The sequence below is a fragment of the Pseudomonas sp. FG47 genome (assembly GCF_057809115.1).
Map to the genome: position 1 here is coordinate 84,519 of NZ_JBMDJI010000003.1, position 26,924 is coordinate 111,442.

23 protein-coding genes are annotated in these 26,924 nt (G+C 65.5%); 14 read left to right on the forward strand and 9 right to left on the reverse strand.

The features are described from left to right. Positions 1 to 93: 93 nt before the first annotated feature. Complete coding sequence (locus ACODS5_RS04640) at positions 94 to 993, reverse strand: LysR family transcriptional regulator (RefSeq protein WP_489108063.1); 900 nt, start codon at positions 991 to 993, stop codon at positions 94 to 96. Between the two features lie 72 nt (positions 994 to 1,065). Here ACODS5_RS04640 and ACODS5_RS04645 point away from each other — a divergent pair, with 72 nt between their 5' ends. Beyond that, a complete protein-coding gene (locus tag ACODS5_RS04645; RefSeq protein ID WP_134689636.1) occupies positions 1,066 to 1,395 on the forward strand; it encodes a cupin domain-containing protein in 330 nt (109 codons plus the stop codon). Here ACODS5_RS04645 and ACODS5_RS04650 read toward each other — a convergent pair. After that, entirely contained in the window at positions 1,383 to 2,753 is a 1,371-nt protein-coding gene (locus ACODS5_RS04650) for an MATE family efflux transporter (RefSeq protein WP_489108064.1), read from the reverse strand. The two genes, ACODS5_RS04645 and ACODS5_RS04650, sit on opposite strands and share 13 nt — an antisense overlap. A 103-nt stretch (positions 2,754 to 2,856) precedes the next feature. On the opposite strand from ACODS5_RS04650, the gene ACODS5_RS04655 reads away from it, so the two are divergent. The 3 genes from ACODS5_RS04655 to ACODS5_RS04665 all read left to right on the forward strand — a co-directional run bounded on the left by ACODS5_RS04655 (position 2,857) and on the right by ACODS5_RS04665 (position 7,373). Continuing rightward, positions 2,857 to 3,450 carry a TetR/AcrR family transcriptional regulator gene (locus ACODS5_RS04655; RefSeq protein WP_134689638.1) on the forward strand — a complete coding sequence of 198 codons (594 nt, stop codon included), beginning with the start codon at positions 2,857 to 2,859 and terminating at the stop codon, positions 3,448 to 3,450. A 159-nt stretch (positions 3,451 to 3,609) separates the two neighbouring features. After that, positions 3,610 to 6,015: a glucose/quinate/shikimate family membrane-bound PQQ-dependent dehydrogenase gene (locus ACODS5_RS04660; protein WP_489108065.1), complete on the forward strand. Its 2,406-nt coding sequence runs from the start codon at positions 3,610 to 3,612 to the stop codon at positions 6,013 to 6,015. Between the two features lie 107 nt (positions 6,016 to 6,122). Next, positions 6,123 to 7,373 (forward strand): carbohydrate porin, encoded by a 1,251-nt coding sequence (locus ACODS5_RS04665; RefSeq protein ID WP_489108066.1) that lies wholly within the window; start codon positions 6,123 to 6,125, stop codon positions 7,371 to 7,373. A 31-nt stretch (positions 7,374 to 7,404) separates the two neighbouring features. Here ACODS5_RS04665 and argE read toward each other — a convergent pair whose 3' ends face one another. Both argE and ACODS5_RS04675 read right to left on the reverse strand, forming a co-directional pair. Then, positions 7,405 to 8,565, reverse strand: a complete 1,161-nt coding sequence (gene argE / locus ACODS5_RS04670) for an acetylornithine deacetylase (RefSeq protein ID WP_489108067.1) — start codon at positions 8,563 to 8,565, stop codon at positions 7,405 to 7,407. Then, the gene (locus ACODS5_RS04675; RefSeq protein WP_134689642.1) at positions 8,558 to 9,235 is read right to left on the reverse strand and encodes a DUF1028 domain-containing protein; all 678 of its coding nucleotides are present in this window, start codon (positions 9,233 to 9,235) and stop codon (positions 8,558 to 8,560) included. The genes argE and ACODS5_RS04675 overlap by 8 nt, the downstream gene beginning before the upstream one ends. Positions 9,236 to 9,489: 254 nt before the next feature. On the opposite strand from ACODS5_RS04675, the gene ACODS5_RS04680 reads away from it, so the two are divergent. Both ACODS5_RS04680 and ACODS5_RS04685 read left to right on the forward strand, forming a co-directional pair. After that, positions 9,490 to 10,806, forward strand: coding sequence for a flavin-containing monooxygenase (locus ACODS5_RS04680; RefSeq protein WP_489108068.1), 1,317 nt, complete (start codon positions 9,490 to 9,492; stop codon positions 10,804 to 10,806). Continuing rightward, a complete protein-coding gene (locus ACODS5_RS04685; RefSeq protein ID WP_489108069.1) occupies positions 10,806 to 11,222 on the forward strand; it encodes a RidA family protein in 417 nt (138 codons plus the stop codon). The genes ACODS5_RS04680 and ACODS5_RS04685 overlap by 1 nt, the downstream gene beginning before the upstream one ends. Before the next feature lie 49 nt (positions 11,223 to 11,271). On the opposite strand, the gene ACODS5_RS04690 is transcribed toward ACODS5_RS04685, so the two are convergent. The 4 genes from ACODS5_RS04690 to ACODS5_RS04705 all read right to left on the reverse strand — a co-directional run bounded on the left by ACODS5_RS04690 (position 11,272) and on the right by ACODS5_RS04705 (position 18,062). Continuing rightward, positions 11,272 to 12,159: a pirin family protein gene (locus ACODS5_RS04690; protein WP_489108070.1), complete on the reverse strand. Its 888-nt coding sequence runs from the start codon at positions 12,157 to 12,159 to the stop codon at positions 11,272 to 11,274. A gap of 282 nt (positions 12,160 to 12,441) precedes the next feature. After that, the gene (gene pgm / locus ACODS5_RS04695; RefSeq protein WP_134689646.1) at positions 12,442 to 14,079 is read right to left on the reverse strand and encodes a phosphoglucomutase (alpha-D-glucose-1,6-bisphosphate-dependent); all 1,638 of its coding nucleotides are present in this window, start codon (positions 14,077 to 14,079) and stop codon (positions 12,442 to 12,444) included. 81 nt (positions 14,080 to 14,160) lie between these two features. Further along, complete coding sequence (locus ACODS5_RS04700; protein ID WP_489108071.1) at positions 14,161 to 16,416, reverse strand: ATP-dependent DNA helicase; 2,256 nt, start codon at positions 16,414 to 16,416, stop codon at positions 14,161 to 14,163. After that, complete coding sequence (locus ACODS5_RS04705) at positions 16,413 to 18,062, reverse strand: VRR-NUC domain-containing protein (protein ID WP_489108072.1); 1,650 nt, start codon at positions 18,060 to 18,062, stop codon at positions 16,413 to 16,415. Before ACODS5_RS04705 ends, ACODS5_RS04700 begins: the two co-directional genes overlap by 4 nt. Before the next feature lie 321 nt (positions 18,063 to 18,383). Here ACODS5_RS04705 and ACODS5_RS04710 point away from each other — a divergent pair, with 321 nt between their 5' ends. The 3 genes from ACODS5_RS04710 to ACODS5_RS04720 all read left to right on the forward strand — a co-directional run bounded on the left by ACODS5_RS04710 (position 18,384) and on the right by ACODS5_RS04720 (position 22,470). Next, positions 18,384 to 18,773, forward strand: a complete 390-nt coding sequence (locus ACODS5_RS04710; protein WP_134689649.1) for a DUF2946 family protein — start codon at positions 18,384 to 18,386, stop codon at positions 18,771 to 18,773. Positions 18,774 to 18,844: 71 nt separating this feature from the next. Continuing rightward, positions 18,845 to 20,998, forward strand: a complete 2,154-nt coding sequence (locus ACODS5_RS04715; RefSeq protein WP_489108073.1) for a TonB-dependent receptor — start codon at positions 18,845 to 18,847, stop codon at positions 20,996 to 20,998. Beyond that, complete coding sequence (locus ACODS5_RS04720) at positions 20,998 to 22,470, forward strand: PepSY domain-containing protein (RefSeq protein ID WP_489108074.1); 1,473 nt, start codon at positions 20,998 to 21,000, stop codon at positions 22,468 to 22,470. Before ACODS5_RS04715 ends, ACODS5_RS04720 begins: the two co-directional genes overlap by 1 nt. A 34-nt stretch (positions 22,471 to 22,504) precedes the next feature. On the opposite strand, the gene ACODS5_RS04725 is transcribed toward ACODS5_RS04720, so the two are convergent. Continuing rightward, positions 22,505 to 22,915: a GFA family protein gene (locus ACODS5_RS04725; RefSeq protein WP_489108152.1), complete on the reverse strand. Its 411-nt coding sequence runs from the start codon at positions 22,913 to 22,915 to the stop codon at positions 22,505 to 22,507. A 179-nt stretch (positions 22,916 to 23,094) separates the two neighbouring features. On the opposite strand from ACODS5_RS04725, the gene ACODS5_RS04730 reads away from it, so the two are divergent. The 5 genes from ACODS5_RS04730 to ACODS5_RS04750 all read left to right on the forward strand — a co-directional run bounded on the left by ACODS5_RS04730 (position 23,095) and on the right by ACODS5_RS04750 (position 26,499). Beyond that, positions 23,095 to 23,442 (forward strand): metalloregulator ArsR/SmtB family transcription factor, encoded by a 348-nt coding sequence (locus tag ACODS5_RS04730; RefSeq protein ID WP_134689652.1) that lies wholly within the window; start codon positions 23,095 to 23,097, stop codon positions 23,440 to 23,442. Positions 23,443 to 23,463: 21 nt separating this feature from the next. Then, complete coding sequence (locus ACODS5_RS04735; RefSeq protein WP_489108075.1) at positions 23,464 to 24,747, forward strand: arsenic transporter; 1,284 nt, start codon at positions 23,464 to 23,466, stop codon at positions 24,745 to 24,747. Positions 24,748 to 24,773: 26 nt separating this feature from the next. Beyond that, complete coding sequence (locus ACODS5_RS04740; RefSeq protein WP_489108076.1) at positions 24,774 to 25,244, forward strand: arsenate reductase ArsC; 471 nt, start codon at positions 24,774 to 24,776, stop codon at positions 25,242 to 25,244. Between the two features lie 224 nt (positions 25,245 to 25,468). Beyond that, positions 25,469 to 26,011 (forward strand): cysteine hydrolase family protein, encoded by a 543-nt coding sequence (locus ACODS5_RS04745; RefSeq protein WP_489108077.1) that lies wholly within the window; start codon positions 25,469 to 25,471, stop codon positions 26,009 to 26,011. Positions 26,012 to 26,187: 176 nt separating this feature from the next. Continuing rightward, a complete protein-coding gene (locus ACODS5_RS04750) occupies positions 26,188 to 26,499 on the forward strand; it encodes a cupin domain-containing protein (RefSeq protein ID WP_489108078.1) in 312 nt (103 codons plus the stop codon). Positions 26,500 to 26,924: the final 425 nt, after the last annotated feature.

The window sequence follows — 26,924 nt, forward strand, 5'->3', positions numbered from 1 at the left end:
GCAAACGACGGAAAGTGCGCGCATGGTGCCGTGCCAGCCCGCGGGCGAGAATCCACCGCCAGCGCAACGGGCCTTTGCGCAGCGCGCAACGGTTCAGCCTGCCAGCAGTGCCTCGCAGAACGCCACGAACGCCATCACCCGCCGCGAACCGCGGTGGTTGGGCAGGTACAACGCATTGATCCCGGTGCTGGCGATGCCGGGGCTGACCTCCCAGTCGGCGAACAGGCGGTGCAGGCGCCCGGCCTCGACATCGCCGCGCACCAGCCAGTCGGCCAGCAGCGCGACGCCACTGCCGGCAATGGCGGCCTCGCGCAACAGGTCGGCGTTGGCGCTGCGCAGGGGCCCGGCGACATTCAGTTCCAGGGTCTGCTCGGCCTGGCGCAGCCGCCAAGGCCGGGCGGCCTGACCGTAGCGAAAGCGCAGGCAGGCGCAATCGGCCAGTTGTTGCGGATGCTGCAAGGGCGCCCGCGCCGCCAGGTAAGCCGGGCTGGCCACCAACCAACGCTGGAAACGCCCCAACGGGCGGCACACCAGTTCGTCACTGGGCGCAGGCTCGCCGAGGCGGATGCTCAGGTCGTAGCGGCCATCGAGCAGGTCGTCGAATCGATCGCTGAGGTCGATGTCCAGCTCCAGCCCCGGGTGGCGCGCCAGAAACGCGCCCAGGTGCGGGGCGATCACGCGCCGCCCGAACTCCACCGGCAGACACAGGCGCAGCACCCCCACCGGCTCCTCGCCACGGTCGGCGACACTGGCATCGGCATCGGCCAGGGCCTCGACGATATCCCGTGCACGCTGGTAGTAACCGGCGCCGGCTTCGGTCAGGCTCACCTGGCGGGTCGAGCGATTGAACAGGCTGGCGCCCAGGTCCTGCTCCAGGGCGTCGACCAGCCGCGACACCGACGAGGTTGCCACGCCGAGCTTGCGCGCGGCGGCGGAAAACCCCCGGGCCTCGACAGTGGCCATGAACGCCTTGATCGCCAACAGCTTGTCCATTGCACTTTCCCTGGGGCAAAGCCAGGAACCTTCCTACAATCTTGCCGTGCAATCAACTCCATGGAGGTCTACATGCCTGGCAACCTGTTCACCGCCCTGCCGCCCCTGAACGCCCAGGCCGAGGAGCAATTGAGCACCTTGCTCGAACGCCCGGGCATGCGCATCGAGCGCATCGTTTCCACTGGCCAGGCCAGTCCGCCGGGGTTCTGGTACGACCAGGACGAAGGCGAATGGGTGGTGCTGCTCAGCGGCAGCGCCGGGCTGCAGCTGGCAGATGAAAACCAGCCTCGCGTACTACGTGCTGGCGATCACCTGGATATCCCCGCCCACTGCCGCCACCGGGTGGCCTGGACCGAACCCGGCGTGGCGACGGTGTGGCTGGCGGTGTTCTATCGCGCCTGAACAGCAGCGCCGCGCGGCGCCGGCCGCTGCAACTGGTAGAAGCGCCAGGGCAGCAGCAGCGCCGCCACCGCCAGGCCGCTGGCAAAGCCGACCCACACCCCTACCGCGCCCAGCGCCGAATGGAACGCCAGCCAGTAGCTCAGCGGCAGCGCCAGCAACCAGTAGCTGACCATCGTCACCCCCACCGGCCAGCGGTAATCCTGCAAGCCGCGCAGGGCCCCCAACGCGGTGGACTGCAAGCCGTCGGCCACTTGCATGGCAGCCACCACCACGAACATCGGCACGGCGATGGCGATCACCTGCGGGTCGTCGCTCATGGCCTCGGCGATGCGCCGGCCAAACAGCGCCAGCAGCAGCGTGGCCACCAGCATCCAGGCCGTCACGCTGATGAAGGTGGCGCTGCCGATGGCGCGGATGCGCGTGGTCTGGCCGCGGCCCTGGGCCTGGCTGATGCGGATGCTCACCGCCGCCGCCATGCCCAGCGGCAGCATGTACAGCAGCGCACCGATCGACTGCACCACCTGGTTGGCCGCCAGGGCCGCGGTGCCCAGCCAGCCGAGCATCCAGGCGGCGATCACCACCGCGCCGGCCTCGGCCAGGTAGCCCAGGCCCAATGGCCAGCCCTCGCCGAGCAAGGTCTTCCAGCCCAGCCGTGGCCCCTGGGGCGCCAGGCGGTAACGCGCCAGCGACGGTGCCAGGCGCCAGTAGGCCAGGGCCAAGGCGACCGCCAACGACTCGGCGATCACCCCGGCGATCCCCGCCCCGACCAGGCCCAGGGCCGGCAAGCCGCAATGGCCATGGATCAGGCCATAGCTCAGCGGAATATTGAACAGCACCGCGCTCATCACCAGCAGCACCGCCACCCACGGCCGGCCGATGGCCTCCAGCACGTCCTTGAACACCACCATCAGGCAATACGGGATCAGGAACACCGCCATGGCCTGCCAGTACGGCGTCAACAGCGCCACATCCGGCAGCGGCACGCCCAGCCATTGCAGCAGCGGCAAGCTGGCGAGCATCAGCAGGCAGCCGAGGCTGCCGATCAGCAAGCCGTAGCCAAGCCCGCCGCGCAAGGTGCGCGCCACGTCAGCCGGGTCATCGGCGCCATGGGCATGGCCGACGCGCACGCTCAGGGTCGCAAGCATGCCATACAAACCGGCGTGGAAAATCAGCCCGGCGCTGCTGGTCAGGGCGACACAGGCCAGTACCACGGTGCCCAGCGATGCCAGCAGCACGGTGTCGGTCAGGCTGATCAGCTCGGCGGCCGACAAGCCCAGCACCAGGGGCAAGGCCAGGCGCAACAGGCCTGGCAGTTCGCCCAGCCAGGCCACAGGGGTAGATGAATCACGGGCAGTCACGGCCACAACCTCCAATTGACATACGTCGCGTATGCTAATGCCATTTATTGACATACGCAACGTATGCTAATTTGTGTTCCATCGCTTTCACCTTGGAGTTGCCATGCCCGCCCCTCGCCGCAGCCGCGCCGCCATGAGCGCCGACACCACCGAACGGCTGATTGCCGCCGCCCGCCGCCAGTTCGCCGAAAAGGGCTTCGCTGCCGTGGTCATGGACGACCTGTGCGCCGAGGTCGACCTGACCCGTGGCGCCCTGCACCACCACTTCGGCGGCAAGGCCGGGCTGTTCAGCGCCGTGGTCCAGCACTTGCTGGATGCGATCAACCAGGCCCTGGATGCTCGCTACGACAGCCATACCGACCCGTGGGAGGGCTACATCGACACCTGCCTGCACTATTACGACCTGCTGCACGACCCGGCCCTGCGGCGGATCCTGCTGCAGGACGCCCCAGCCGTGCTCGGCCCGCGCTTGCGCGAGCTGGAGGAAGCCAGCTACATCGGGCCGATGGCCCAGGGCCTGGTGGAGTTGCAGCAAGCCGGCCGGTTGCGGGCGTTCGATGCCGTGGCCATGGCCCATCTGATCAACGGCGCGATGGGCGACAGCGGAATGTGGCTGGTTGCCCAGGACGATCCGCAGCAGGCCGCAGAACGGGTGAAAGCGGCGCTGCGCTGCTTGCTGGAAGGCTTGCAACTGTAGGAGCCAGCTTGCTGGCGAACCAGGCGGCGTGGCGGATGGCAGCAGCTGTGTCGATGTTCGCCGGCAACCCGGAATCTCGCCAAGACAAAATGTACTAACTTGTTAATTAGCTTGCTAAGGGCTTACACTGCCGCGCATTCCACCTGCGAGATCCCTGGCATGAAACACACCCCCCGCGCCCCTGGCGCCTGCACATTCATCCTGGTCGGCCTGGGCGTGGTCATCGCCCTGCTTGGCCTGCTCCTGGCTGCTGGCGGCGTCACGCTGGCCGGCCTGGGCGGCTCCTGGTACTTCCTGGTCGGCGGCCTGGCCATGGCCATCGCCGGCATCCTCATCGCCCGGCGCAAGCCGGCTGGGGCCTGGTTGTACGCCCTGTTCCTGCTCGGCACCCTGGCCTGGGCGCTGGCCGACACGGGCCTGGTGTTCTGGCCACTGTTCTCGCGCCTGTTCATGTTCACCGCGATCGGCCTGCTGGTCGCGCTGGTCTACCCACAGCTGGTGCGGCGCCAGGCCCGCGCTGCCTATGGCGTGGCCGGCGTGCTGGCCGTGGGGCTGGCCATCGCCGCCGGCAACATGTTCATCGCCCACCCCAGCGTCGTCGCCAACGGCAAGGGCCCGGGCCTGACCCCGGTGGCGCCGGGCAAGGCGCAACAGAACTGGGCCCACTACGGCAACAGCGAAGGCGGCAGCCGCTTCGCCGCGCTGGAGCAGATCAACCGTGGCAACGTCGACAAGCTCCAGGTGGCCTGGACCTACCACACCGGTGACGTGGCCATCAGCGACGGCAACGGCGCCGAGGACCAACTGACCCCCTTGCAGGTCGGCGACAAGGTGTTCATCTGTACCCCGCACAACAACCTGATCGCGCTGGACGCCGACAGCGGCCGCGAGCTCTGGAAAAATCAGATCAACGCCCAGTCCAAGGTCTGGCAGCGCTGCCGCGGCATGGCCTACTTCGACGCCAGCGCCCCCTTGGCGCAACCGACCCAGCCGGGCAGCTCGCCAGTCACCGTGGCCCAGGTGGCGCCCGGCGCCAACTGCCAGCGCCGCCTGCTGACCAACACCATCGACGGCCGCCTGATCGCCGTCGACGCCGACACCGGCGCGTTCTGCCAGGGCTTCGGCAACAATGGCCAGGTCGACCTCAAGGCCGGCCTGGGCAATGTGCCGGACTCCTACTACCAGTTGTCGTCCGCGCCGCTGATGGCCGGCACCACCGTGGTGGTCGGCGGGCGCGTCGCCGACAACGTCCAGACCGACATGCCCGGAGGCGTGATCCGTGGCTTCGACGTGATCAGTGGGGCCATGCGCTGGGCCTTCGACCCGGGCAACCCGCAACAGCGCAACGCCCCGCAGGGCGACGCCACCTACGTGCGCAGCACACCGAACAGTTGGGCGCCGATGTCCTACGACCCGGCGATGAACACCCTGTTCCTGCCGATGGGCTCCTCGTCCACCGATATCTACGGGGTCGAGCGCAACACCCTGGACCACACCTACGGCGCCTCGGTGCTGGCCCTGGACGCCACCACCGGCAACCAGAAATGGGTGTACCAGACCGTGCACAACGACCTGTGGGACTTCGACCTGCCGATGCAGCCGAGCCTGATCGACTTCACCGGCGATGACGGCAAGACCGTGCCAGCCGTGGTCATCGGCACCAAGGCCGGGCAGCTCTACGTACTCGACCGTGCCACCGGCAAGCCGCTGACCCAGGTCGACGAAGTGCCGGTCAAGCCGGGCAACATCCCCCATGAGCCCTATTCCCCTACCCAGCCGAAGTCGGTGGGCATGCCGCAGATCGGCGCGCAGACCCTGACCGAGGCGGACATGTGGGGCGCGACGCCATACGACCAGCTGCTGTGCCGCATCGATTTCAAGAAGATGCGCTACGACGGCCTGTATACCGCGCCCGGCACCGACCTGTCGCTGAGCTTCCCTGGCTCGCTGGGCGGCATGAACTGGGGCAGCCTGTCCACCGACCCGGTGCACGGTTTCATCTTCGTCAACGACATGCGCCTGGGCCTGTGGATCCAGATGGTGCCGTCGCAGAACCAGGGCGACGCCGCCTCCGGTGGCGAGGCGCTGAATACCGGCATGGGCGCCGTGCCGCTCAAGGGCACGCCGTACGCGGTGAACAAGAACCGCTTCCTGTCGGTGGCCGGCATCCCCTGCCAGGCGCCGCCCTACGGCACCCTGACCGCCATCGACATGCGCACCCGGCAGATTGCCTGGCAGGTGCCGGTGGGCACCGTCGAGGACACCGGCCCGCTCGGCATCCGCATGCACCTGCCGATCAAGATCGGCCTGCCGACCCTCGGCGGCACCCTGTCGACCCAGGGTGGCCTGGTGTTCATCGCCGGTACCCAGGACTTCTACCTGCGCGCCTACGACAGCGGCAACGGCAATGAGCTCTGGAAGGCCCGTCTGCCGGTGGGCAGCCAAGGCGGGCCGATGACCTACGTGTCGCCCAAAACCGGCAAGCAGTACGTGGTGATCAGCGCCGGTGGCGCGCGCCAGTCGAGCGACCGTGGCGATTATGTGATGGCCTACGCCCTGCCGTAAGCATCGCGTTCCCATACGCGCCAAGCGCACTCCCACGGGTCTTGTACAAGGCCCTGCAGGAGCGCGCTTGCCGCGCGATGGCCTTCAGCAGTCCCGAGAATTTTGCAATGCGCTTCGTACCCCGCATCACCCCCGCCCTGCTCCTGATCCTGGCCAGCACCACCGCCCTGGCCGACGCCACTACCCTCACCGGCGACTGGGGCGGCCTGCGCCAGCAACTGCAAGCCGACGGCGTCACCTTCACCGGTGACTATAGCGGCGAAACCGCCTACAACGCCCACGGCGGCCAGCACCGCTCAGCCCGCTATGCGCAGAACATCAAGCTCGGCGTGCAGTTCGACCTGGCGAAACTGTATGGCCTAGACGACGCCGGCCAAGTCCAGTTGAGCATCAACGACCGCCGCGGCAACAGCGCCTCCGAGGACCTGGTCGGCAACCGTCTGCCCATCCAGGAAAACTACGGCGGCCTGTATACCCGCCTGACCGAGCTCAGCTACGCGCGCAACCTGACCCCGGCGCTGAACCTCAAGCTCGGCTACATGGCCATGGGCAACGACCTCGGCGGCCTGGACAGCGGCATCCTGTGCAACTTCATGAACGCCGGATTCTGCGGCCATCCGCTGAACATGTCCGGCGGCAGCGGCTGGAGCAACTACCCCAACGCCCACCTTGGCGCGCGCCTAAAGTACGACCTGGCACCGGCCTGGCAGCTACGGCTGGCGGCGTTCAACGTCGACCCTGCGAGCAACGGCAATGCCAGCCGCGCCTGGCACCTGGGGCCCAAGCACACCACCGGCACCGTGCTGCCGCTGGAGCTGGTGTACAAGCGCCCAGGCGTGCTGCCGGGCGAATACAAGCTCGGCTACTACTACGACAGCTCCAACGTGCAGCGCATCGGCAGCGACAAGCGCGTCACCGGCCGCGGCGGCCACTACCTGCTGGTCGACCAGGCGCTGTGGCACGACCCGGCATCGGCTGGGCGCAGCTTGCATGCCTTTGGCCAGTATTCGGCATCGAGCCAGGCCGCCTCGCCCTTCACCCGCTGGTATGGCGCCGGCGTGGTGCTGTACAAGCCATTCGCAGGTCGCCCGCGCGATACCCTGGCATTCGGCTACGGGCGCGCGGTGCCTAACCCGCGCAGCCGCGATGTGCAGCAAGCCGCGGCGTTCGAGGCCGGGCAAGGTTTCCCCAACCTGGACAGCGCCGAACAATTGCTGGAGCTCAGCTATGGCTACCAGGCCACCTCCTGGCTGAACCTGCGGCCGGACGTACAGTACATTGTCGAGCCTGGGGCGTTTTCCGGGCAGGACATCGACAATGCGCTGGTGTTCGGCTTGCAGGTCAAGGCGACATTCTGAAGCCTTGCAGCAGCGGGCTTTCCCCGCGATATCAAGCCTGCCTGAGGTATTCGGCCAAGCGCCGCAGCATCGCGTCACAGCCCTGCAACTGCTCGATACTGACGAACTCATCTGGCTTGTGCCCCTGCTCCATGCTGCCCGGGCCGCACACCACCGTGGGAATACCGGCCTGGTCGAACAGACCGCCTTCGGTGCCAAAGGCCACGGTGGCGAAGTCATCCGAGCCACTGAGCAACGCCACCAGCCGCGCCGCCTCGCTATCGGCCGCTGTCGCCAGGCCCGGGTAGGCGCTCAACGGCTGCAGGCGAATGGCACTGGCGGCGTTGACTGCCCGCATGCGCGGCAACAGTTCGGCTTCGGCGTATGTGTGCAGCCGGTCGGCCACGACCTGGGCTGCGAAGCCTGGCAAGGCACGCACCTCGAAGTCGAACGCGCATTCTTCAGGCACGATGTTCAGCGCCCTGCCACCCTGGATGACGCCGGTCTGGACCGTGGAAAACGGCGGGTCGAAGCGCTCGTCGTGGTGCTCGGGGCGCGCCAGGTCGTCGCCGATCTCAGCCAGCTTGCCGATCAACCGCGCCGCGTACTCGATGGCATTCACGCCATAGGGCGCATAGGCCGAGTGACAAGCCGCGCCCTGAACCTGGCAGCGCATCGCCAGTTTGCCTTTGTGGCCGAGCACCGGTTTGAGTTCGGTGGGTTCGCCGATCAGGCACAGGCGCGGCTTGTGCGGTCGCTGCGCCAAGGCGGCCAGCATCGAGCGTACTCCCAGGCAGCCCACCTCCTCGTCATAGGAAAACGCCAGGTGCACCGGCGTCGCCAGCGGTTGCGCCAGAAAAGCCGGCACCGCGGCCAGCACGGCGGCGATGAAGCCTTTCATGTCGGCGGTGCCACGGCCATACAGGCGGCCATCACGTTCGCTGAGCTGGAACGGCGCGACGGTCCAGGCCTGGCCGTCCACCGGCACCACGTCGGTGTGCCCGGACAGCACCACGCCACCACGCTCGCTCGGACCGATCGTGGCGAACAGGTTGGCCTTGGTGCCCTCCTCGTTGAGGAACAGCTCACTGGCAACGCCAAACCCCGCCAGGTAATCGCGAATGAAGGCAATCAGCTCCAGGTTGGAATCGCGGCTGACCGTGGCGAACCCGACCAATCGCGCCAGCAACGCCCGACTGCACAGCTCATTCATCGCCCGCCACCCCGTAGCTTGGCGCTGTGCTGGGGTCCAGGGCGCGGGTCACGTAGTCTTGCATCTGCGGCCGGTAGGCCTGCCACAGGCGGTCCAGCTCGGCGATCGGATCGTGCTCGGTCCAGTCCACGCGCAGATCCACCAGTGGCCAGGTCAGCTCGCCGGCGACCTTCAGCGCCGCCGAGTGCACCGGCCCCGCTTCGCCACCAGCGGCCATGGCCGCGTGCAGCGCCGCCAGCAGGCGCTCGGCCAAGTGGCCGGTGGCCTGTTCGAACGCGCCCAGCATGGCCTCGATCACCGCAGGCGACGACAACAGGTTGCCGGCCGCCACACAGTGTTCGCCGGCCACGGCGTTGTGCACGCCCAGGGCCCGCTTGCCGGTGAACAGCGCCACCTGGCCCTGGCTGTCGATCACCGTGACCTGGCGGTACTCGCTCCAGCCGTTGGCGCTGAGTACCCGGTCCAGGGCGGCGGCAGGCGGCAGTTGGCCGTGTTCCAGGGCGTCGAGGATCTGCGGGCCGAGGGCCGGCAAGGTGATGTTCTGGCTGGCCACGGCGCCGACCCCGGCCCGCACCCAGGGGCAACGGGCGCCGACGGCGATGCTCGATGAACTGATGGCGATGCCCAGTTGGCCGGTTTCCTGGCAGCGGCCGACGATGGAGAAGGTCATGGGTAAAGCTCCTGTTGGGGGTTTACTGGCATTCTCGACCGCACCCGTAAGCGACGAAACCAACATTTTCCTCGGCACTGGGCAGGAAAAAACTAAGGCGCCTATAAGGCCCCACGCCCCCCTGAACATCTGGTCTTCGCCGTTTTATCGGCAAGCCCCAGCTAAATACTATTTTCGCGGTTACCGGCCCATCCCTAGTCTGGCTCCAGGCAACACCGACTTGAACAAGAACGCCGCAGAAGAAGGGCTGGGACATGACATTGAACAATCTCGAAATCGACACCCTCGTGGTCGGCGCCGGCCAAGCCGGCGTGGCCATGAGCGAACACCTGAGCAAGCTCGGCGTGCCGCACCTGGTGCTGGAGCGCAAGCGCATCGCCGAAGCCTGGCGCAGCGGGCGCTGGGATTCGCTAGTGGCCAACGGCCCGGCCTGGCACGACCGCTTCCCCGGCCTGGCTTTCGACCTCGACCCCGACGCCTTCGCCGGCAAGGAGCAGGTCGCGGACTACTTCGAGCAGTACGTGCGCAAGTACAACCTGCCGGTGCGCACCGGGGTCGAGGTCAAGCGCGTGCTGCGCAACAGCGACCGCCCGGGTTTCACCATCGACACCAACCAGGGCGTGATCCATGCCAACCGCGTGGTGGCCGCCACCGGCCCGTTCCAGCGCCCGGTGATCCCGGCCATCGCCCCGCAGGATCCCGGCCTGCACCAGCTTCACTCCGCCGCCTACTACAACCCTGAACAGTTGCCCGAAGGCGCGGTGCTGGTGGTCGGCGCCGGCTCTTCCGGGGTGCAGATCGCCGAGGAACTGCTGCGCGCCGGACGTCAGGTGTACCTGTCGGTGGGCGCCCATGACCGACCACCGCGCAGCTATCGCAACCGCGACTTCTGCTGGTGGCTGGGGGTGCTCGGCGAGTGGGACGCCGAGATCGCCAAGCCCGGTCGCGAGCACGTGACCATCGCCGTATCCGGCGCCCGAGGCGGGCACACCGTGGACTTTCGCGCCCTCGCCCACCAAGGCATGACCCTGGTCGGCCTGACCCAGTCGTTCGAGGGCGGCGTGGCGCGCTTTCAGGACAACCTGGCCGAGAATATCCAGCGTGGCGACGAGAACTACCTGGCCCTGCTGGACGCGGCCGACGCCTATGTCGCGCGCAACGGCCTGGACCTGCCCGAGGAGCCCGAGGCGCGCAAACGCCTGCCCGACCCGGCTTGCCTCACCCAGCCCCTGCGCGAGCTCGACCTGGCCCAAGCCCAAATCAGCACCATCATCTGGGCCACCGGTTATGGCGTCGACTTCAGCTGGCTGCAGGTCGACACCTTCGACGCCAACGGCAAGCCGCAGCACCAGCGCGGCGTATCCAAGGAGCCAGGCGTGTACTTCCTCGGCCTGCCCTGGCTGTCGCGCCGTGGCTCATCGTTCATCTGGGGCGTGTGGCACGACGCCAAGCATGTCGCCGGGCATATCGCCACCCAACGCACCTACCTGGCCTACCGCGACCGCGAACAGCGTGCCGGCGCCGAACAGACTTCCTCGATCAGCAACGTCAGCACCTTCGGAGCCCACTGATGCCTACCCATACCCGCATCCGCATGTTCAACACCAAGGCCACCTACCCCAACCAGACCCTGGACAACGACCTGTGCCAGGCCGTAAGGGCCGGCAACACCATCTACGTGCGTGGCCAGGTCGGCACCGATTTCGAGGGGCGCCTGGTGGGCCTGGGCGACCCGCGGGCCCAGGCCGAGCAGGCGATGAAGAACGTCAAGCAACTGCTCGAAGAGGCCGGCTCGGATCTGTCGCATATCGTCAAGACCACCACCTATATCACCGATCCACGCTTTCGCGAGCCGGTGTACAAGGAGGTCGGCAAATGGTTGAAGGGGGTGTTCCCGATTTCCACCGGGCTGGTGGTGGCAGGCTTGGCCCAAGCCGAATGGCTGATGGAGATCGATGTGATCGCGGTGCTGCCGGAGCAGGTGTAACCGAAAAACAACAATCGCCGGCTTGCCGGCGATTGGGATCTAGCTGTGATCAGTGCCGGGCGCCACGCTCGGCGCCGCCCATCTGGCCAAACCGCCCGGCCTGGAAATCGTCGAACGACTCGGCAATTTCCGCCTGGCTGTTCATCACGAACGGGCCGTAGCCGACGATGGGCTCGTCGATCGGCTCGCCGCTGAGCAGCAGCACGCTGACATCCTCCAGCGCCTCGATGCGCAGGTTTTCGCCGTCCCGCTCCAGCAGTACCAGGCTGGCCGGGCCAGCTTCACGCTGATCATTGACCCGCAGGTTGCCACGCAGTACCACCAACGCGGCATTGCGGCCGGCGGCAACGGGCAGTTGCAGCGAGGCGCCAGCCTTCAGGCGCAGGTCCCACACGTCCATTTCGGTGAAGGTTCGGGCCGGCCCCTGGTGGTCCAGGTAACTCCCGGCGATCACCCGCAGGCTGCCCGCCTCGCCGTCCAGGGTCACCAGCGGAATGTCACTGGCCAGCAGGGTCTGGTAGCCGGCGGCGGCGCGTTTGTCCTTGGCCGGCAGGTTGACCCACAGCTGGACCATTTCCAGCGTGCCGCCACGCTTGGCGAAGGCCGGCGAGTGGAACTCCTCGTGGAGGATACCGCCGGCGGCGGTCATCCATTGCACGTCGCCCGGGCCAATCAGGCCGCCGGCGCCAGTGGAGTCGCGGTGTTCCAGTTCGCCCTGGTAGACGATGGTCACGGTCTCGAAGCCGCGGTGCGGGTGCTGGCCGACGCCACGACGGGCGCTGGTGGGCGTGAAATCGTGGGGACCGGCGTAGTCCAGCAGCAGGAACGGGCTGATATGGCGGGCCAGGTTGTCGTAGGTGAACAGGCTGCGTACCGGGAAACCGTCACCCACCCAGTGGGCGTTGGGGCTGCGGTGGATACCTTGGATCTTTTTCATGAGAAGCCTCCTCTCGTGGATGAATATCACCTTACCGGTGAGGCTAATCATGCGGTAGATAGCTAAAACGGCATGGATCGTTCCAAAAATGGAACAATATACTCGGCAGCGACTTGCGCTGAACATCGGCGTCGCCTGCTTCGCCAGCAAGGCTGGCTCCTACGCAGAGAGCAGCCTGCTGTGCCCTGTAGGAGCCAGCCTTGCTGGCGAACCAGGCGACGCGGTGCATGGCACCGGCTGCGCAGAGCAGCCTACAGGCCGGTAAACGCTGGCAGAGGCCGGTCAGGCAATCGCCGCATCCACCAGCACCTGCGCTTCCTGTACCAGACGTGCCAGGTGCGCCTCGTCGATGAAACTTTCGGCGTAGATCTTGTAGATATCCTCGGTACCGGATGGGCGCGCGGCGAACCAGCCGTTGGCGGTCATCACCTTCAACCCGCCGATGGCCTGGCCGTTACCCGGCGCGTGGCTGAGGATCTGCTCGATGGGCTCGCCGGCAAGCTCGGTGGACTTGACCTGCTCCGGCGCCAGCTTGCTCAGCAGCGCCTTCTGCCTTGCATCGGCCTTGGCCTCGACGCGAGTGGCGTAGGGCTTGCCCAGCTTGGCGGTCAGATCAGCGTAGATCTGGCTCGGGTTGCGCCCGGTGCGGGCGGTCATCTCGGCCGCCAGCAGCGCCGGAATCAGGCCGTCCTTGTCGGTGGCCCAAACGCTGCCGTCCTTGCGCAGGAACGAGGCGCCGGCGCTCTCTTCGCCGCCAAAGCCCAACGAGCCGTCGAACAGGCCCTGGGCGAAGAACTTGAAGCCCACCGGCACTTCGTACAGCTCACGGCCCAGCGCCGCGGTAACGCGGTCGATCAGGCCGCTGGAAACCACGGTCTTGCCCACCGCCGCATCGCTGCGCCATTGCGGGCGATTGCGGTAGAGGTAGTCGATGGCGACGGCCAGGTAGTTGTTCGGCTGCAGCAGGCCATCGGCGGTGACGATGCCGTGGCGGTCGTGGTCCGGGTCGCAGGCGAAGGCCACGTCGAAGCGCTCGCGCAGGCCGATCAAGCCCTGCATGGCGTACGGCGAGGATGGGTCCATGCGGATCTGCCCATCCCAGTCGACGGTCATGAAGCGGAAGGTCGGGTCTACTTCGGTATTCACCACTTCCAGGTTGAGCTGGTAGCGCTCGGCGATGGCCGACCAGTAGCGCACCCCGGCACCGCCCAGTGGGTCGACGCCCAGGCGCAGGTTGGCGCCACGGATCACCTCGAAGTCGATGACGTTTTCAAGGTCGGCGACATAGCTGCTGACATAGTCATGGCGCTGGGTGGTCGCGGCGCCAAGGGCTTGCTGGTAATCCATGCGCTTGACCCCGGCCAGGCCTGCGGCCAGCAGCTCGTTGGCCTTGGCCTCGACCCACTTGGTCACGTCGCTGTCGGCAGGGCCGCCATTGGGTGGGTTGTACTTGAAGCCGCCGCTTTGCGGCGGGTTGTGCGACGGGGTGATGACGATACCGTCGGCCATGCCCTGCTGGCGGCCACGGTTGTAGCACAGGATGGCGTGGGACACCGCTGGGGTCGGGGTGTACTCGTCGTCCTTGCTCAGCATCACCTGCACGCCATTGGCGGCCAGCACTTCCAGGGCGCTGGCGGCGGCCGGGGCGGACAATGCGTGGGTATCGGCACCGATGAACAACGGACCGTCGATGCCTTTCTCTTGGCGATACAGGCAGATGGCCTGGGTGATCGCCAGCACGTGGTATTCGTTGAAGCTCAGCTCGAACGAAGTGCCGCGGTGGCCCGAGGTGCCGAAGGCCACGCGCTGGGCCGCTACCGCGGCGTCGGGGCGGCCGGTGTAGTAAGCGGTCAACAGGCGGGGGATATCGACCAGCACGCTGGCCGGAGCCGGCTTGCCTGCCAAAGGACTGAGCGTCATGCAAGAACCTCGAGATTCAACGGATGTTGGTGTTGGAGCACGCAGTGTACTGGGAGTTTCAGCGCCAGGCGATGGGCATGTTCAGGCGCAGTGCCACCAACTGGGGAACATCTGCCGCACCCGCGGCTCGACGAAGCGCTCGTCGATCAGCAGCAACACCCCGCGATCCTGATCGCCCCGGATGACCCGACCCGCGGCCTGGATCACCTTGCGCACCCCGGGGTACAGGTAGGCGTAGTCGAAGCCGGCACCGAACTGTCGGCCCAGGCGCTGCTTGAACTGCTCATTGACCGGGTTGACCTGGGGCAGCCCCAACGTGGCGACGAAGGCGCCAATCAGCCGCGTGCCCGGCAGGTCCACGCCTTCGCCGAAGGCACCGCCGAGCACGGCGAAACCCACACCCTGCCCGTCCTCGACGAAACGCGCCAGAAACGCCTCGCGACTGCCTTCGTCCATGCCCGGTGCCTGGCGCCACAAGGGGATGCCGGGGTGCGTCGCGGCCAGCAACCCGGCCACCTGTTCCAGGTACTCGAAGCTGCTGAAGAACGCCAGGTAGTTGCCCGGCTGGCGGCTGTACTGGGCCGCGATCAACTCGACGATCGGCGCCAGCGAGGCCTGGCGTTGCTGGTATCGGGTCGACACCTCGCTGACGATGCGCACCTCCAGTTGCTCGCCGCGAAACGGCGCGGCGACTTCCAGCCAGGCCGTGTCGGCCGGCATGCCCAGCAGGTCGCGGTAATAGTGCTGCGGATTGAGGGTGGCAGAGAACAAGGTGACGCTGCGCGCCGCGCCCATCCGCGGCCCCAGCAGCCGCGCCGGCACCACGTTGCGCAGGCACAGCGTGGCCAGGCGCCGGCCGCGCGGCCCGCTACGCAGGGTGATGTCGAACAGGAAGTGTGAGTCGAACAGTTCAGCGACCCGGCTGAACTGCAACGCCTGGTAGAAGAACTCCAGTACTGCAGGCTCGACTTCGTTCGGGGCCTGGTTCAGGCGTTTCTGGATCAGCCCGATGCACTGTTGCAACGCCCCCAGGAAGGCTTCGGGCAATTGCTCGGCAGCCTGGTACGGCGCCACCTGCGCCTTGTACAACGCGTTCCATTGCCGATTCAGGCGGTCAAGGGCGCCGCCCAACCCGGCAGGCTTGTTTTGACGCAGGGCCAGCAAGCGGCCCTGGTCAAGGCTGGCGCTGTACATCTGCCGACCGCGCTCCACCAGGTTGTGCGCTTCGTCCACCAGCACCGCGGTGCGCCACTGGTTGGCTTGGGCCAGGCCGAACAACAAGGCGTGGGCGTCGAAGTAGTAGTTGTAGTCGGCCACCAACAGGTCGACCCAGCGTGCCATCTCCTGGCTCAGGTAATAGGGGCAGACCTGGTGCGCCAGAGCCACTTCGCGCAGCGTCGCACGGTCGAGCAACGGCACCTGCGCCGCCGCCTCGCGGGCGGCCGGCAGGCGGTCGTAGAAACCCCGCGCCAAGGGGCAGGACTCGCCATGGCAGGCCTTGTCCGGGAATTCACAGGCCTTGTCGCGGGCGATCAGTTCAAGGCTGCGCAAGGCCGGTTGCGCGCAGGCCTGGGTGATTTGCCGCAGGGCATCCAGCGCCAGGGCGCGGCCGGGCGTCTTGGCGGTCAGGAAGTACAGCTTGTCCAACTGCTGCGGTACCAGCGCCTTGAGCAGCGGGAACAACGTGCCGAGGGTCTTGCCGATGCCGGTACTGGCCTGGACCATCAAGCAGCGGCCGGTGCTCACGGCCTTGTACAGCGTCTCGGCCAACTGTCGTTGGCCCTGGCGAAACTCAGGGTAGGGAAATGTCAGCGCCTGCAGCCCCTGATCGCGCTCGGCCAGGCGCCGTGCTTGCGCGTGCGCCCAGGCCAGAAAACGCTGGCACTGGGCTTCGAAGAACTGCCGCAGCTCATCAGCGTCATGGCGTGCGCTGATAATCGTCTGGCCGTCGCTGTCCACATCCAGGTACACCAGTGCCACCTCGATGGCCGTCAGTTGCCGCGCCTGGCACAGCAGCCAGCCGTAGACCTTGGCCTGGGCCCAGTGCAACTGGCGATGATTGTCCGGCTGGCGAGCCAGGTCGCCACGGTGGGTCTTTATCTCCTCCAGGCGGTTGCGCGCGGGGTCATAGCCATCGGCTCGACCACGCACGCGCAGGCCCTGGTACTCGCCCTCGAGCGTCACCTCGGCTTGATACCCGGCGCCGCGCCGGGCCACCACCCGGCGATGACCGGCCATGCCTTCCTCGGCGGTGGGCGACGGGGTGAACCGCAAGTCCAGGTCGCCAACCTTGGCGCTGAACTCGCACAGGGCCCGCACGGCAACTGCATAGCTCATGCCGGCGGCGCCCAGCGGACATGGCACACGGCAACCGGCAGGCCGTGTTCATGGCAGAACTGGAGCCAGCGCAGCTGGTTGTCCTGCAGGCGGTCCCCCGGGCCCTTGACCTCGACCATGCGGTATCGCCCCTCGTGCGGCCAGAACTGGATCAGGTCAGGCATGCCGGCGCGGTTGGCGCGGATATCCTGCAACAGGCGCTCGAAGCAGGCCTTCAGGTGCGCCGCCGGTACATGGGCCAGGGCCTGCTCGAGCAATGCCTCATCGAGCATCTGCCAGAACACGAACGGCGATTGCAGGCCCTGCTTGGCCGCGTAGCAGTCACGAATGGCCGCGCGGTAGCTGCCATCGTCCAGGCGGCCCAGGCAGCGCTCGAACAGGGCCGCCCGACGCTGCTGGAAGTCGGCGTCATGCAGGTCCTGCGGGCCGGCCTGGAAGGGGTGGAAAAACGCCCCCGGCAGCGGGGCGAAGATCGCCTCCCAGCACAGCAGGCCGAACAAGCTGTTGAACAGGGTGTTCTCGACATAGTGGGCGACTGCGCCGGCCTGTTGCAGGTGCACCCGCACGGCCTCCTCCACGCCCAGTTCGGCAAGTTCCGCCGGCAACACCAGTTCGATCAACGCGACCGCGGCCTGGCGCTGGCGCGGCTGTGGCGGCCCGCCCAGCTTGCGCCGCAGGCGCGGCAGCAGGCGCGCCAAGGCCTGTTGCTCCAGGGCATTGACCGGTGCCGAAGCCATGCGCGTGGCCAACGCGTGGGCTTGTGGCCACTGCTCGCTGCGCTCGTACACCCGCACTTGGCGGATGCGCGCCTCAGGGTGGGCACAATCGGCGTATACCTGCAGGGCCAGGTCCCAATCGCCCAGGCGCTCGCATTGCTGGCCGAGGCTGAACAACAGGCGCGCCCGGCGCCGGGCCAGCCAAGGGTTGCCACTGTCGAACCCGGGCAACGCCGCCAGCACCTCGGCCGGCGCCGCGCCCTGCTGCAGCTGTTCGGCGCATTGGTGCAAGGCCATGGCCAGGTCGACCTCCGCGCGCTGGCGCAGGGCCCGGGAATCGTCGCTGAACAGCACCTGCTCGTAACGAAATACGCCCAGGTCGGTGAGCACGAAGTCCGACCAGTCCTGGTAGAGGTTGCCGAAGAACAGCAGGCGCATACGGTCGCACAGGGGTTGCAGGAGCCAATGCAGCAGGTCTGGCGCGAAGCCTGGGTACCATTCGGCCAGGGGCCTGGCGGGCAGTTCCAGCGCTTGCAACTGCGCCAGCAGCTCGGCCTTGCCCGCCCGTGGCCGCGCCAACAGCCCGGCAAAGCACAGGGCCAACTCGTCCTTGCGCAGCAGCGGCCACAACTGCTCTAGCGTCATGGGCCCGTCGGCCTCGACCCAGCCCAACGCCAGCAAGGGCGCCAGCGCGGCCTGGGTATCGCCGATTTCGCTGTAATCGAGCTTGTCGCTGCGAAACCACTGGCCCTTGCGCATGACCATGCGCACCAGCAGAGCCTGGGCCGCGGTCGGCAAGCCAGCGAAAGCCTGGATGAAGGCGAGCTCGTCGTGGTTCAGCAGGTCGGCGTAGCGCTGCTCGACCCAGCTCAGCACCTGGCGGAAGTTGTACAGGTAGTACAGGGGGTCGTCGACGGGATGGGCGATCACGGGGTAGGAAGCGGGGCTGGGAATGAATGCTGGTTATACATACAGTCGCACAGAGAGACAAGTGTCGCCGGGCCCTCGGTCCGATGGGCGGTATTCATCGTTCTATTAGCCCAGCGGCCCAGCGGGTGTCCATCGAAATCCTGGCAGCGCTGGATCTGGCCCTCGCCATAACCACCAGGCGCGTCCTCCTGCCGAAGCATCCCTCCCCCTGCTAAAGACACTCATACGAATTGCCATTACCTCGCAAATGCGCTTTTCAGGCATGGCAAAACCTGTAAACTCCGCCCTCAAGTTCGCCTGACCACTGCCCGAGCCTTACCCATGACACTGGCCCGCCACACACGCTCGCAAGTCGCCTGGGTGCTGTATTTCAGCATCCTGTTCGGCTCGTTGCTGTGCGCCATGGGCCATGGCCAGATGGCCGGCTTGCGCCTTGCCGGGCTGGATGACGCCGCCTGGTGCGCGGCCGACAGCAGCGGCGTGTTCAAAGGCGACCAGGACCTCAGCGACCCGGTGCTGCCCGCCAGCGGTGACTGCGTGATCGCCAGCCTGTTCAACGCCACGCTGCTGGCCGTGTTCTTCGGCCTGCTGGCCTTGCTCAGCCTCGAGTCGCGCCAGCCCTTACCCAGACAACCCGCGCCACGCCTGCCCAAGCAGCGCTGGCCACTGGTCAATCCCCGCGCCTCCCCCGCTTCGCTTCTAGCGTTCTGACATCGCCACGCCCTCGTGCTGCCTGATCGGCAGCGGGCGTGCGCTCATCGATTTCAGCCAGGAAGCCTTGCATGTTCCGCATGACCACTTTGGCGCTGCTCGTTGGCAGCGCAACCTGCGCCTGGGCGCAAAACGACACCTTGACCCTGCCCGCCAGCAACGTCACCGCCTCCGCCGACGAGAACCAGGAGGCTACCCGCCTGGACCTCGACCGGACCATCGAAAGCGGCTCGCGGCTGAACCTTAGCGCCCGCGAGAACCCCGCCTCGGTCAGCGTCGCCGACCGCAAGACCATGGCGCGCATCGGCGCGCGCAACTTCCAGGACGCCGCCAACGCCCTGCCCGGGGTCAATGCCTCGGCGCCACCCGGCTGGGGCGGCTATGTGGCATACCGCGGCTTCAACGGTGCTCAGGTCAGCCAGCTGTTCAACGGCATCAACCTGCAGTCCGGCGCCGCCGGGCGCCCGGTCGGTGCATGGATCTACGACCGCGTCGAGTTGCTCGGCGGACCTTCGTCGTTCCTCAACGGTAGCGGCGCGGTCGGCGGCAGCCTGAACGTGATCACCAAGCTGGCCAACCGCGACGAGGACAGCTTCGAAGGTCGCCTCAGCTATGGTCGCTACGACACGATGGAAACCTCGGTCGGCTTCAACAAGGCGCTCAACAGCGGCGACGGGCCGCGCCACTACGCGCGGCTCGACTACAGCCGCACCAGCACCAACGGATACATCGACCGCCAGGAGAACGGGGCCGGCAACCTGGCCTTCTCGCTGCTCAGCGACATCAACGATCAGCTTTCGCACACCTTGGCCATCGAGTACCTCGAAGAGCAGGAAGACAGCCCCTACTGGGGCGCGCCGGTGCTGCAGCCGGCGGTCGGTACCCTGCACATCGACAAGCACAATCGCTTCGACAACTACAACGTCGAGGACGGCCGTTACGAGCAGCGCACCCGCTGGCTGCGCTCGATCACCGACTATCGCATCGACGACAGCAACCAGCTGCGCAACACCTTCTACCACTACAATGGCCAGCGTGATTACCGCAACCTCGAGGTGTACCGCTACAACGCCGGCAACACCAACATCGCCCGCTCCGGCGGCTACCGCCAGCGCCACGACCAGCAGGTCAACGGCAATCGCCTCGAACTGACCCACCAGGGCCAGCTGTTCGGCCTGGCCAGCGACTGGGCGTTCGGCGTGGACTACAGCCGCAACCAGCAGACCACCTACCCACTGTCCAAAGGTGCCTTCGACAGCATCGACCCAAACGCCTTCCAGCCCGGCCACTTCCTCGACATCCCCGGCATGGGCGCGCCGCGCGCCAAAGGCCGCAGTACCACCACCGACACCACTGCAGGCTTCGTCGAGAACCGCACTCGTCTGACCGACCAGCTGTCGTTGATCACCGCGCTGCGCTACGACCATATCGACTTCGACGTGGTCGACCACGTGACCCGGGCCAAGTTGGACCGGCGCTGGGATGCCTTCACCGGCCGCCTGGGCCTGGTCTACGACCTGACATCCAACGTCAGCCTGTACACCCAGTACAGCACCTCGGCCGAGCCACCAGGCGGCGCGCTCACCGGCGCCTCGCTCAGCCAGGTCGGCGACTTCGACCTGAGCAGCGGGCGCCAGGTGGAAGTGGGCAGCAAGTTCGACTTCCTCGACGGGCGCGGCTCGGCTACGGCGGCAGCCTATCGCATCGTGCGCAAGAACATCTCGGTGCCCTCCTCGACGGTGCCTAACACCACCGAACAGGCGGGCCAGCAGACTTCCACAGGCATCGAGCTGGCGGCCTCGTTCAAGGTCACCCCCAAGCTGCTGGCAGCGGGCAACTTCAGTTGGGTCAACGCTGAGTACGACGAGTTCAACGAAAGCATCGGCGGCGTTGTGTACTCGCGCAAGGGCAAGAATCCGGTGAACATCCCCGACCGCGTCGCCAACCTGTGGCTGACCTACGACCTGGCGCCGGGCTGGCAGGTCGGCGCCGACGCCCGCTATGTGTCATCGGTGTACGCCAACACCGCCAACACCGCCTGGGTGCCGTCGTATACCGTCTACGGGCTGTCGATGACCCACGACCTGGACCAACACGTGCAGCTCAGCGCCCGACTGCGCAACCTCACCGACGAGGTCTACGCCCGCTTCATCCACCAGACCAACACCCAGTACTACCTGGGTGAGCCGCGCAGCCTGGAAGTCGCTGTGCAGTGGCGCTACTGATGGGCCTCAAGCGCCAGCTGTACCTGTGGCACCGCTGGCTGGGCATCGTCGCCTGCCTGTTCATGGTGCTGTGGTTCGTCTCTGGGGTGGTCATGCTGTATGTCGGCTATCCCAAGCTGACCCAGGCCGAGCGCCTGGCCCACCTGCCGGCATTGCCGGCGGGGTGCTGCGCCGAATTGCCAGCGCAGTGGGCGCAACAGCCATTGAAGGCGTTGCGCCTGACCAGCCTGGGCGGACGCGCGCATTACCTGCTGGAGCTGGCCGACGGTCGCCGCGTCACCCTCGATGCCGCCAGCGGTGAACCCCTGGTGCATGCGGACGCCGCCTGGGCCCTGGCCAATGCCCGGCAGTACGCCGGTGACGCGGCACTGGCTTACCAGGGCACGGTGGACGAGGACATGTGGACTCACTCCCGAGCCTTGGACGGCGACCGGCCCTTGCACCGGGTGCGGGTGGACGATGCCGCCGGTACCTGGCTGTACCTGTCCGGGCGCAGCGGTGAAGTGGTGCGCGATGCCACCGCCCAGGAGCGTGCCTGGAACTGGGTCGGGGCCTGGCTGCACTGGCTCTATCCCTTGCGTGGCGGGTTCGGCTTCGACAACGGCTGGCGCACGCTGGTGATCGGCTTGTCCGTGCTCGGCACGCTGATGGCGATCCTCGGCATGGCGGTGGGCATCCTGCGCCTGCGCTTGCGCAGGCGCTATCGCGGCGGCTCGTGCAGCCCCTACCCGGGCGGCTGGCTGCGTTGGCACCACCTGGTCGGGCTGTTGTTCGGCGCAGTGCTGGTGCTGTGGGTATTCAGCGGCTTGATGTCGATGCGCCCCTGGGGCCTGACCGACAGCCGCGCGCAGCTCCCCCTGCAACCCGCTCCGCTGCGCGCCGCTGATCTCAAGCTTGGGATCGGCACCGCGCTGGCGCGGTTGCACCAAGAGGTGGGCTTCGACGCCGTCGAGTTGCAGTGGCAACGGCTGGCCGATACCACCTATCTGCTGGCCCGCAGCGCCAACGGCGACAGCCGCCTGGTCGAGGACGGCGCGGCCCCGGCCCGTGGCTTCACCCGGCAGCGCCTGTTGGCGGCCGCGCAGGCCATGGCCCCAGGCATTGCGCTGCGCGACGACTGGCAGAGCGCCTACGACTTCCACTATTTCGCCCGCGACCCGCAGAGCATGTATGGCTCCCAGGCCCGGCCACTGCCTGTGCTACGGTTGCGCTTCGCCGACCCGGCTGGCACCTGGGCCTACCTGGACCCGGCCAGTGGCATGCTGGTGGCCAGCCACGACCGGGCGCAACGCACCGGGCGCTGGTTGTTCAATCTGCTGCACAGCTGGGACTGGCAACCGCTGCTGGCGCGACCGCAGTTACGGGAAGGATTGATCATCGCCTTCAGTAGCGGTGGGCTGCTGCTAGCCGTCAGTGGCGTAGTGCTGGGCTGGCGGCGTTTGCGCAGGGCCTGCAAACAACGCTCACGCTGACGGCGCGGTTGGTGGGAAAGCCATGGGCTTGCTCCTACGGCTTTTTCACCTTCACCGACTCGCCGCTCGATGGCGTGTACCAAGACGCTGCCGATTCGAGGTGAAGATGACTCTGTTTGTTTGCCAGGAGGGGGGTATCCAGCGTGCCCAGCGCTATCGAAACCCAATCGGCAAACTCGCCTTGGGAGCTTGACCAGAACAAGTTCGAGCCGCACTCCACGCAGAACTCGCGCGCCACCTTCGGTGAAGAGGCATAGGTCTTGATACTATGGGCGCCGCGCAGTAATCGCAGCTTGCTGCGTGGAACGCTGCCATACGAAGCAAATGCAGCTCCGTGGCCTTTGCGGCACTGGCTGCAATGGCAATGAGTCACTGCCATTGGCCGGGTGAGTAGCTCGAAACTGACTGCTGCGCATAAGCAGCTTCCTTGGTATGCCTCTGTCATCGGCGCGTCCGTACAGGTGAAGATCGCCAGCGTACCGGCACCGACTGAATCGGTCGACTCGCCGTTGACCGCTCTGCATTTCACCAGCTGCTTTCGACCCAGGGGCGTGTCGCACGACGCACTTGCCCAACACATATGAAAATTCGTATATTCGAATTTCCGAATATACAAACACAGCCATGATCAACCCACCTGATGTGTTCAAAAGCCTCTCCGACGAGACCCGTGCTCGTGCCACCTTGCTGATCGCAAGCCTCGGCGAGCTTTGCGTGTGCGAACTGATGTGCGCGCTGAATGACAGTCAACCCAAGATAAGCCGCCACCTCGCGCAGTTGCGCAGCAGTGGCATGTTGTTGGATCGCCGACAGGGTCAATGGGTGTATTACCGCCTTAATCCACAGCTGCCCGCCTGGGTGCATGAAATGCTGCAGGTGACCTTGCAGGCCAACTCACAATGGCTGGCAGACAACGCTCTTCGGCTGAAGAACATGGACGGCCGCCCCGTTCGTGATGCTGCCTGCTGCTGATTATCACCGAGCGAGATCCTCATGCTGGTCGCAATTGCCGTCTTTGTTTTCACCCTCATATTGGTCATCTGGCAACCGAAGGGGCTTGGGGTTGGCTGGAGTGCCGCGCTCGGTGCCCTCATCGCCCTGGCGGCGGGTGCCGTTTCGCTGCACGACATACCGACCGTGTGGGCCATCGTCTGGAACGCCACCGCCACTTTCATCGCCGTCATCATCATTAGCCTGCTGCTGGATGAGGCCGGTTTCTTCGAGTGGGCCGCGTTGCATGTGGCGCGCTGGGCAAACGGTAGCGGCTACCGCCTGTTTGCCTTCTGCGTGCTGCTCGGTGCTGCGGTGTCGGCGCTGTTCGCCAATGACGGTGCGGCATTGATCCTCACGCCTATCGTCATGTCGATGCTGCTCGCGCTGCGTTTTTCTTCTGCCGCAACGCTGGCCTTCGTCATGGCCGCCGGTTTCATCGCCGACACGGCGAGCCTGCCGCTGGTAGTCTCCAACCTGGTGAACATCGTCTCGGCCGACTACTTCAGGCTGGGTTTCAGCGAATACGCGTCGGTGATGATGCCCGTGAATTTCGCCAGCGTGTCGGCAACCCTGCTGGTGCTGTTCTTGTTCTTTCGCCGTGATATCCCAAGACACTACGCGGTCGCGGCCCTGAAGATGCCAAGCGCGGCGATTCATGACCGCGCCACCTTCAAGGTTGGTGGCTGGGTGCTGCTGATGTTGCTGATCGGCCTGTTCGCCCTGGAACCACTGGGTATCCCGATCAGCGCGGTAGCCGCGGCCTGCGCGGCGGTCCTGTTTGCCGTCGCCGCCCGCGGCCACCGCATCTCGACCCAGCGGGTACTGCGCGAAGCGCCCTGGCAGGTGGTGATCTTCTCTCTCGGCATGTACCTGGTGGTCTACGGACTGAAGAACGCCGGCCTTACTGACATGCTCACACACCTGCTCAACCGCCTTGCGCAGCAAGGGCTATGGAGTGCAACCATCGGCACCGGGTTGATCGCAGCAGTACTGTCCTCGGTGATGAACAACATGCCCAGCGTGCTGGTCGGCGCCTTGTCGATCCAGGCCAGCGAGGCGCAAGGGCTGGTGCGCGAGGCAATGATCTACGCCAACGTTATCGGCTGCGACCTTGGCCCGAAAATCACCCCCATCGGCAGCCTCGCCACGCTGCTTTGGCTGCATGTGCTGGAGCGCAAAGGCACGCGCATCACCTGGGGTTACTACTTCAAGGTCGGCATCCTGCTGACGCTGCCGGTTCTGTTGATCACCCTTTCGGCGCTGGCATTGCGCCTGAGCCTCTGACATCCGCCACGAAGCGGGGGGGCCCCATGCGAGTCCTGTTCATGTGCACGGCCAACAGCTGCCGCAGTATCCTTTCCGAGGCCATGTTCAATCACCTGGCGCATCACGGTTTTGAAGCCGTCAGTTCCGGCAGTTTGCCCAAAGGCCAAGTGTTGCCTCGCAGCTTGAGCACTTTGCAACAAGCCGGCATCTCTACTGAAGGGCTGAGCAGCAAGGGCAATGGCGCGTTCGAGGGCGCCCCTCCTGACATCGTCATCACCGTTTGCGACAAGGCTGCCAGCGAAGCGTGCCCGGTGTATTTCGGCCCTGCGCTGCAGTCGCACTGGGGGCTGGAGGATCCGTCGGATGTCGTGGCTGGCGAGGCCTCGGTCGACGCTGCGTTCCGCGCCACGCTGGCTCGCATCAAGGCTCGCTGCCAGGCCTTCTTCGCACTGCCTTTCGATCACCTCGACCGCGAGCAGCTCAAGCATGAGCTCGATCGCATCGGTAAGCTTTGAGCAGGAGCAAACATGTCCGAGCAACTCTCTGCCCGTGTGAAGCAACGCTCGATCTGAGGCTATGCCCCGAATGTCCGCTATGGATCGATAGCGGTCACTCGTGAACGGCGCGTTCCGACCCGAAGCAGCCCCTCACGAACGGCGGAATCCGCCCCATTGCAATCACTAATTGGGAACAGCGACAATCCCCATCGCCGGTTCATTTTGTAAGGAAGCAGATATCAATGAAAGCATTGATCGTAATCGATGTGCAGCACGGGCTATTTACGCCATTGCCCAGACCCTACTTATCATTAGAGGTCATGAGCCGGATTAACGAATTGGCACGGCGCGCTAGATTGGATAACGCGCCCGTTATCTTTGTTCAGCACGAAGCCATCAGCGGCGACTATTTCAGGCATGGCAGCGAAGCATGGGCCCTGGATGCCAGCCTAATTACATGCAGCACTGACCGTTTTGTTCGCAAGAGCACCCCTGATTCATTTTTGAGAACGAATCTCGAAGCCATACTATCAGAAAGCGGCATTTCTCATCTTGTTATATGTGGTTATGCTACGGAATTCTGCATCGACACCACGGTCCGCCGTGCAGCTTCACTGGGGTATGACGTGACCATTGTGAGTGATGCTCACACTACTCACGACAAAACTCATGCCGAGGCGGCGCATATTATCGCTCACCATAATGCTACTTTACCCAATATCAAAAGCTTCGGGGTGCATATCCTGGCCCAGGAAAGTAACGCCGTTGAGTTCGCTGACCTTTAGGCGTCCAGCATTCTGACAGATAAGTGATATGTTCACTCGAGTGGCTGTTCTTGGCAGAGGGTAGCCAACTGCAAATAGCAGGCGTTCAGGCTATTCCTGCTTTTCAGTTAAGAGTGGGCAGTCAACAGCGCTGAAAAATGGGTGCAAGTTCACCACCTTTTTGAGAGTCTCAATCAATGAAAGTTTTTCGTAGCAAAAATTTTACAGCTGCCCGCGCTTGGGGTGCCGAGGACATAGCTAACATGGATGGCACTACCGTCCGACTCCACTGGACCGACCAGCCGTACAAGTGGCATGTCAATGATGGTGAGGAGGTATTCGCAGTCCTCGATGGGACGGTAGATATGCATTATCGCGAGTCCGGCGCTGAGCGCGTCGTAACATTGGTAGTTGGAGACGTGTTTTTCGCGGGGGTTGGATGTGAACATGTTGCACATCCTCGCGGAGAAGCCCGGATTCTGGTCATCGAACGTGAAGGCAGTGTTTAAGCTATCCTGGCTTTCGTTCGCCATTATCAGCCCCCGAACAGATCGCTCAGGGTCGATTGCGGGCATTGAGGACTGGCCACCTTTGACCGTTTTCTGCCGGCCATAAATGGCAGTCACGGCGAATTGCAGACCATGGATTCGCTGCTAGACTCCGAGAAATGGCCATAAGCCATATTGCACTTTTTCCTCGCATTCGTAGGGTATGTACGAAAAGTCGCCGAGCGGCGATCAGACGAGCCTGTTTTTAACGCAGCATGATCGTCACGGCACTTTTCGTACAAAGCCTAGCATTCAGTGCGGCAGGGCCCAACAGCACAAGAACACTTCGCGCTGCCGGCTTGCAGCCGAGCAGTCTAGGAGGTGCCTTAGCTTCTCTCGTGACGAAATCCGATAAAGGCTATGTGCGTACCTGAACGCAAAACCGG

Bases quoted from the DNA above. Each gene is read 5' to 3' on its own strand.
- ACODS5_RS04640 (WP_489108063.1), bottom strand. From the start codon at position 993: ATGGACAAGCTGTTGGCGATCAAGGCGTTCATGGCCACTGTCGAGGCC.
- ACODS5_RS04645 (WP_134689636.1), top strand. From the start codon at position 1,066: ATGCCTGGCAACCTGTTCACCGCCCTGCCGCCCCTGAACGCCCAGGCC.
- ACODS5_RS04655 (WP_134689638.1), top strand. From the start codon at position 2,857: ATGCCCGCCCCTCGCCGCAGCCGCGCCGCCATGAGCGCCGACACCACC.
- ACODS5_RS04660 (WP_489108065.1), top strand. From the start codon at position 3,610: ATGAAACACACCCCCCGCGCCCCTGGCGCCTGCACATTCATCCTGGTC.
- ACODS5_RS04665 (WP_489108066.1), top strand. From the start codon at position 6,123: ATGCGCTTCGTACCCCGCATCACCCCCGCCCTGCTCCTGATCCTGGCC.
- argE (WP_489108067.1), bottom strand. From the start codon at position 8,565: ATGAATGAGCTGTGCAGTCGGGCGTTGCTGGCGCGATTGGTCGGGTTC.
- ACODS5_RS04675 (WP_134689642.1), bottom strand. From the start codon at position 9,235: ATGACCTTCTCCATCGTCGGCCGCTGCCAGGAAACCGGCCAACTGGGC.
- ACODS5_RS04680 (WP_489108068.1), top strand. From the start codon at position 9,490: ATGACATTGAACAATCTCGAAATCGACACCCTCGTGGTCGGCGCCGGC.
- ACODS5_RS04685 (WP_489108069.1), top strand. From the start codon at position 10,806: ATGCCTACCCATACCCGCATCCGCATGTTCAACACCAAGGCCACCTAC.
- ACODS5_RS04690 (WP_489108070.1), bottom strand. From the start codon at position 12,159: ATGAAAAAGATCCAAGGTATCCACCGCAGCCCCAACGCCCACTGGGTG.
- pgm (WP_134689646.1), bottom strand. From the start codon at position 14,079: ATGACGCTCAGTCCTTTGGCAGGCAAGCCGGCTCCGGCCAGCGTGCTG.
- ACODS5_RS04700 (WP_489108071.1), bottom strand. From the start codon at position 16,416: ATGAGCTATGCAGTTGCCGTGCGGGCCCTGTGCGAGTTCAGCGCCAAG.
- ACODS5_RS04710 (WP_134689649.1), top strand. From the start codon at position 18,384: ATGACACTGGCCCGCCACACACGCTCGCAAGTCGCCTGGGTGCTGTAT.
- ACODS5_RS04715 (WP_489108073.1), top strand. From the start codon at position 18,845: ATGTTCCGCATGACCACTTTGGCGCTGCTCGTTGGCAGCGCAACCTGC.
- ACODS5_RS04720 (WP_489108074.1), top strand. From the start codon at position 20,998: ATGGGCCTCAAGCGCCAGCTGTACCTGTGGCACCGCTGGCTGGGCATC.
- ACODS5_RS04725 (WP_489108152.1), bottom strand. From the start codon at position 22,915: ATGACAGAGGCATACCAAGGAAGCTGCTTATGCGCAGCAGTCAGTTTC.
- ACODS5_RS04730 (WP_134689652.1), top strand. From the start codon at position 23,095: ATGATCAACCCACCTGATGTGTTCAAAAGCCTCTCCGACGAGACCCGT.
- ACODS5_RS04735 (WP_489108075.1), top strand. From the start codon at position 23,464: ATGCTGGTCGCAATTGCCGTCTTTGTTTTCACCCTCATATTGGTCATC.
- ACODS5_RS04740 (WP_489108076.1), top strand. From the start codon at position 24,774: ATGCGAGTCCTGTTCATGTGCACGGCCAACAGCTGCCGCAGTATCCTT.
- ACODS5_RS04745 (WP_489108077.1), top strand. From the start codon at position 25,469: ATGAAAGCATTGATCGTAATCGATGTGCAGCACGGGCTATTTACGCCA.
- ACODS5_RS04750 (WP_489108078.1), top strand. From the start codon at position 26,188: ATGAAAGTTTTTCGTAGCAAAAATTTTACAGCTGCCCGCGCTTGGGGT.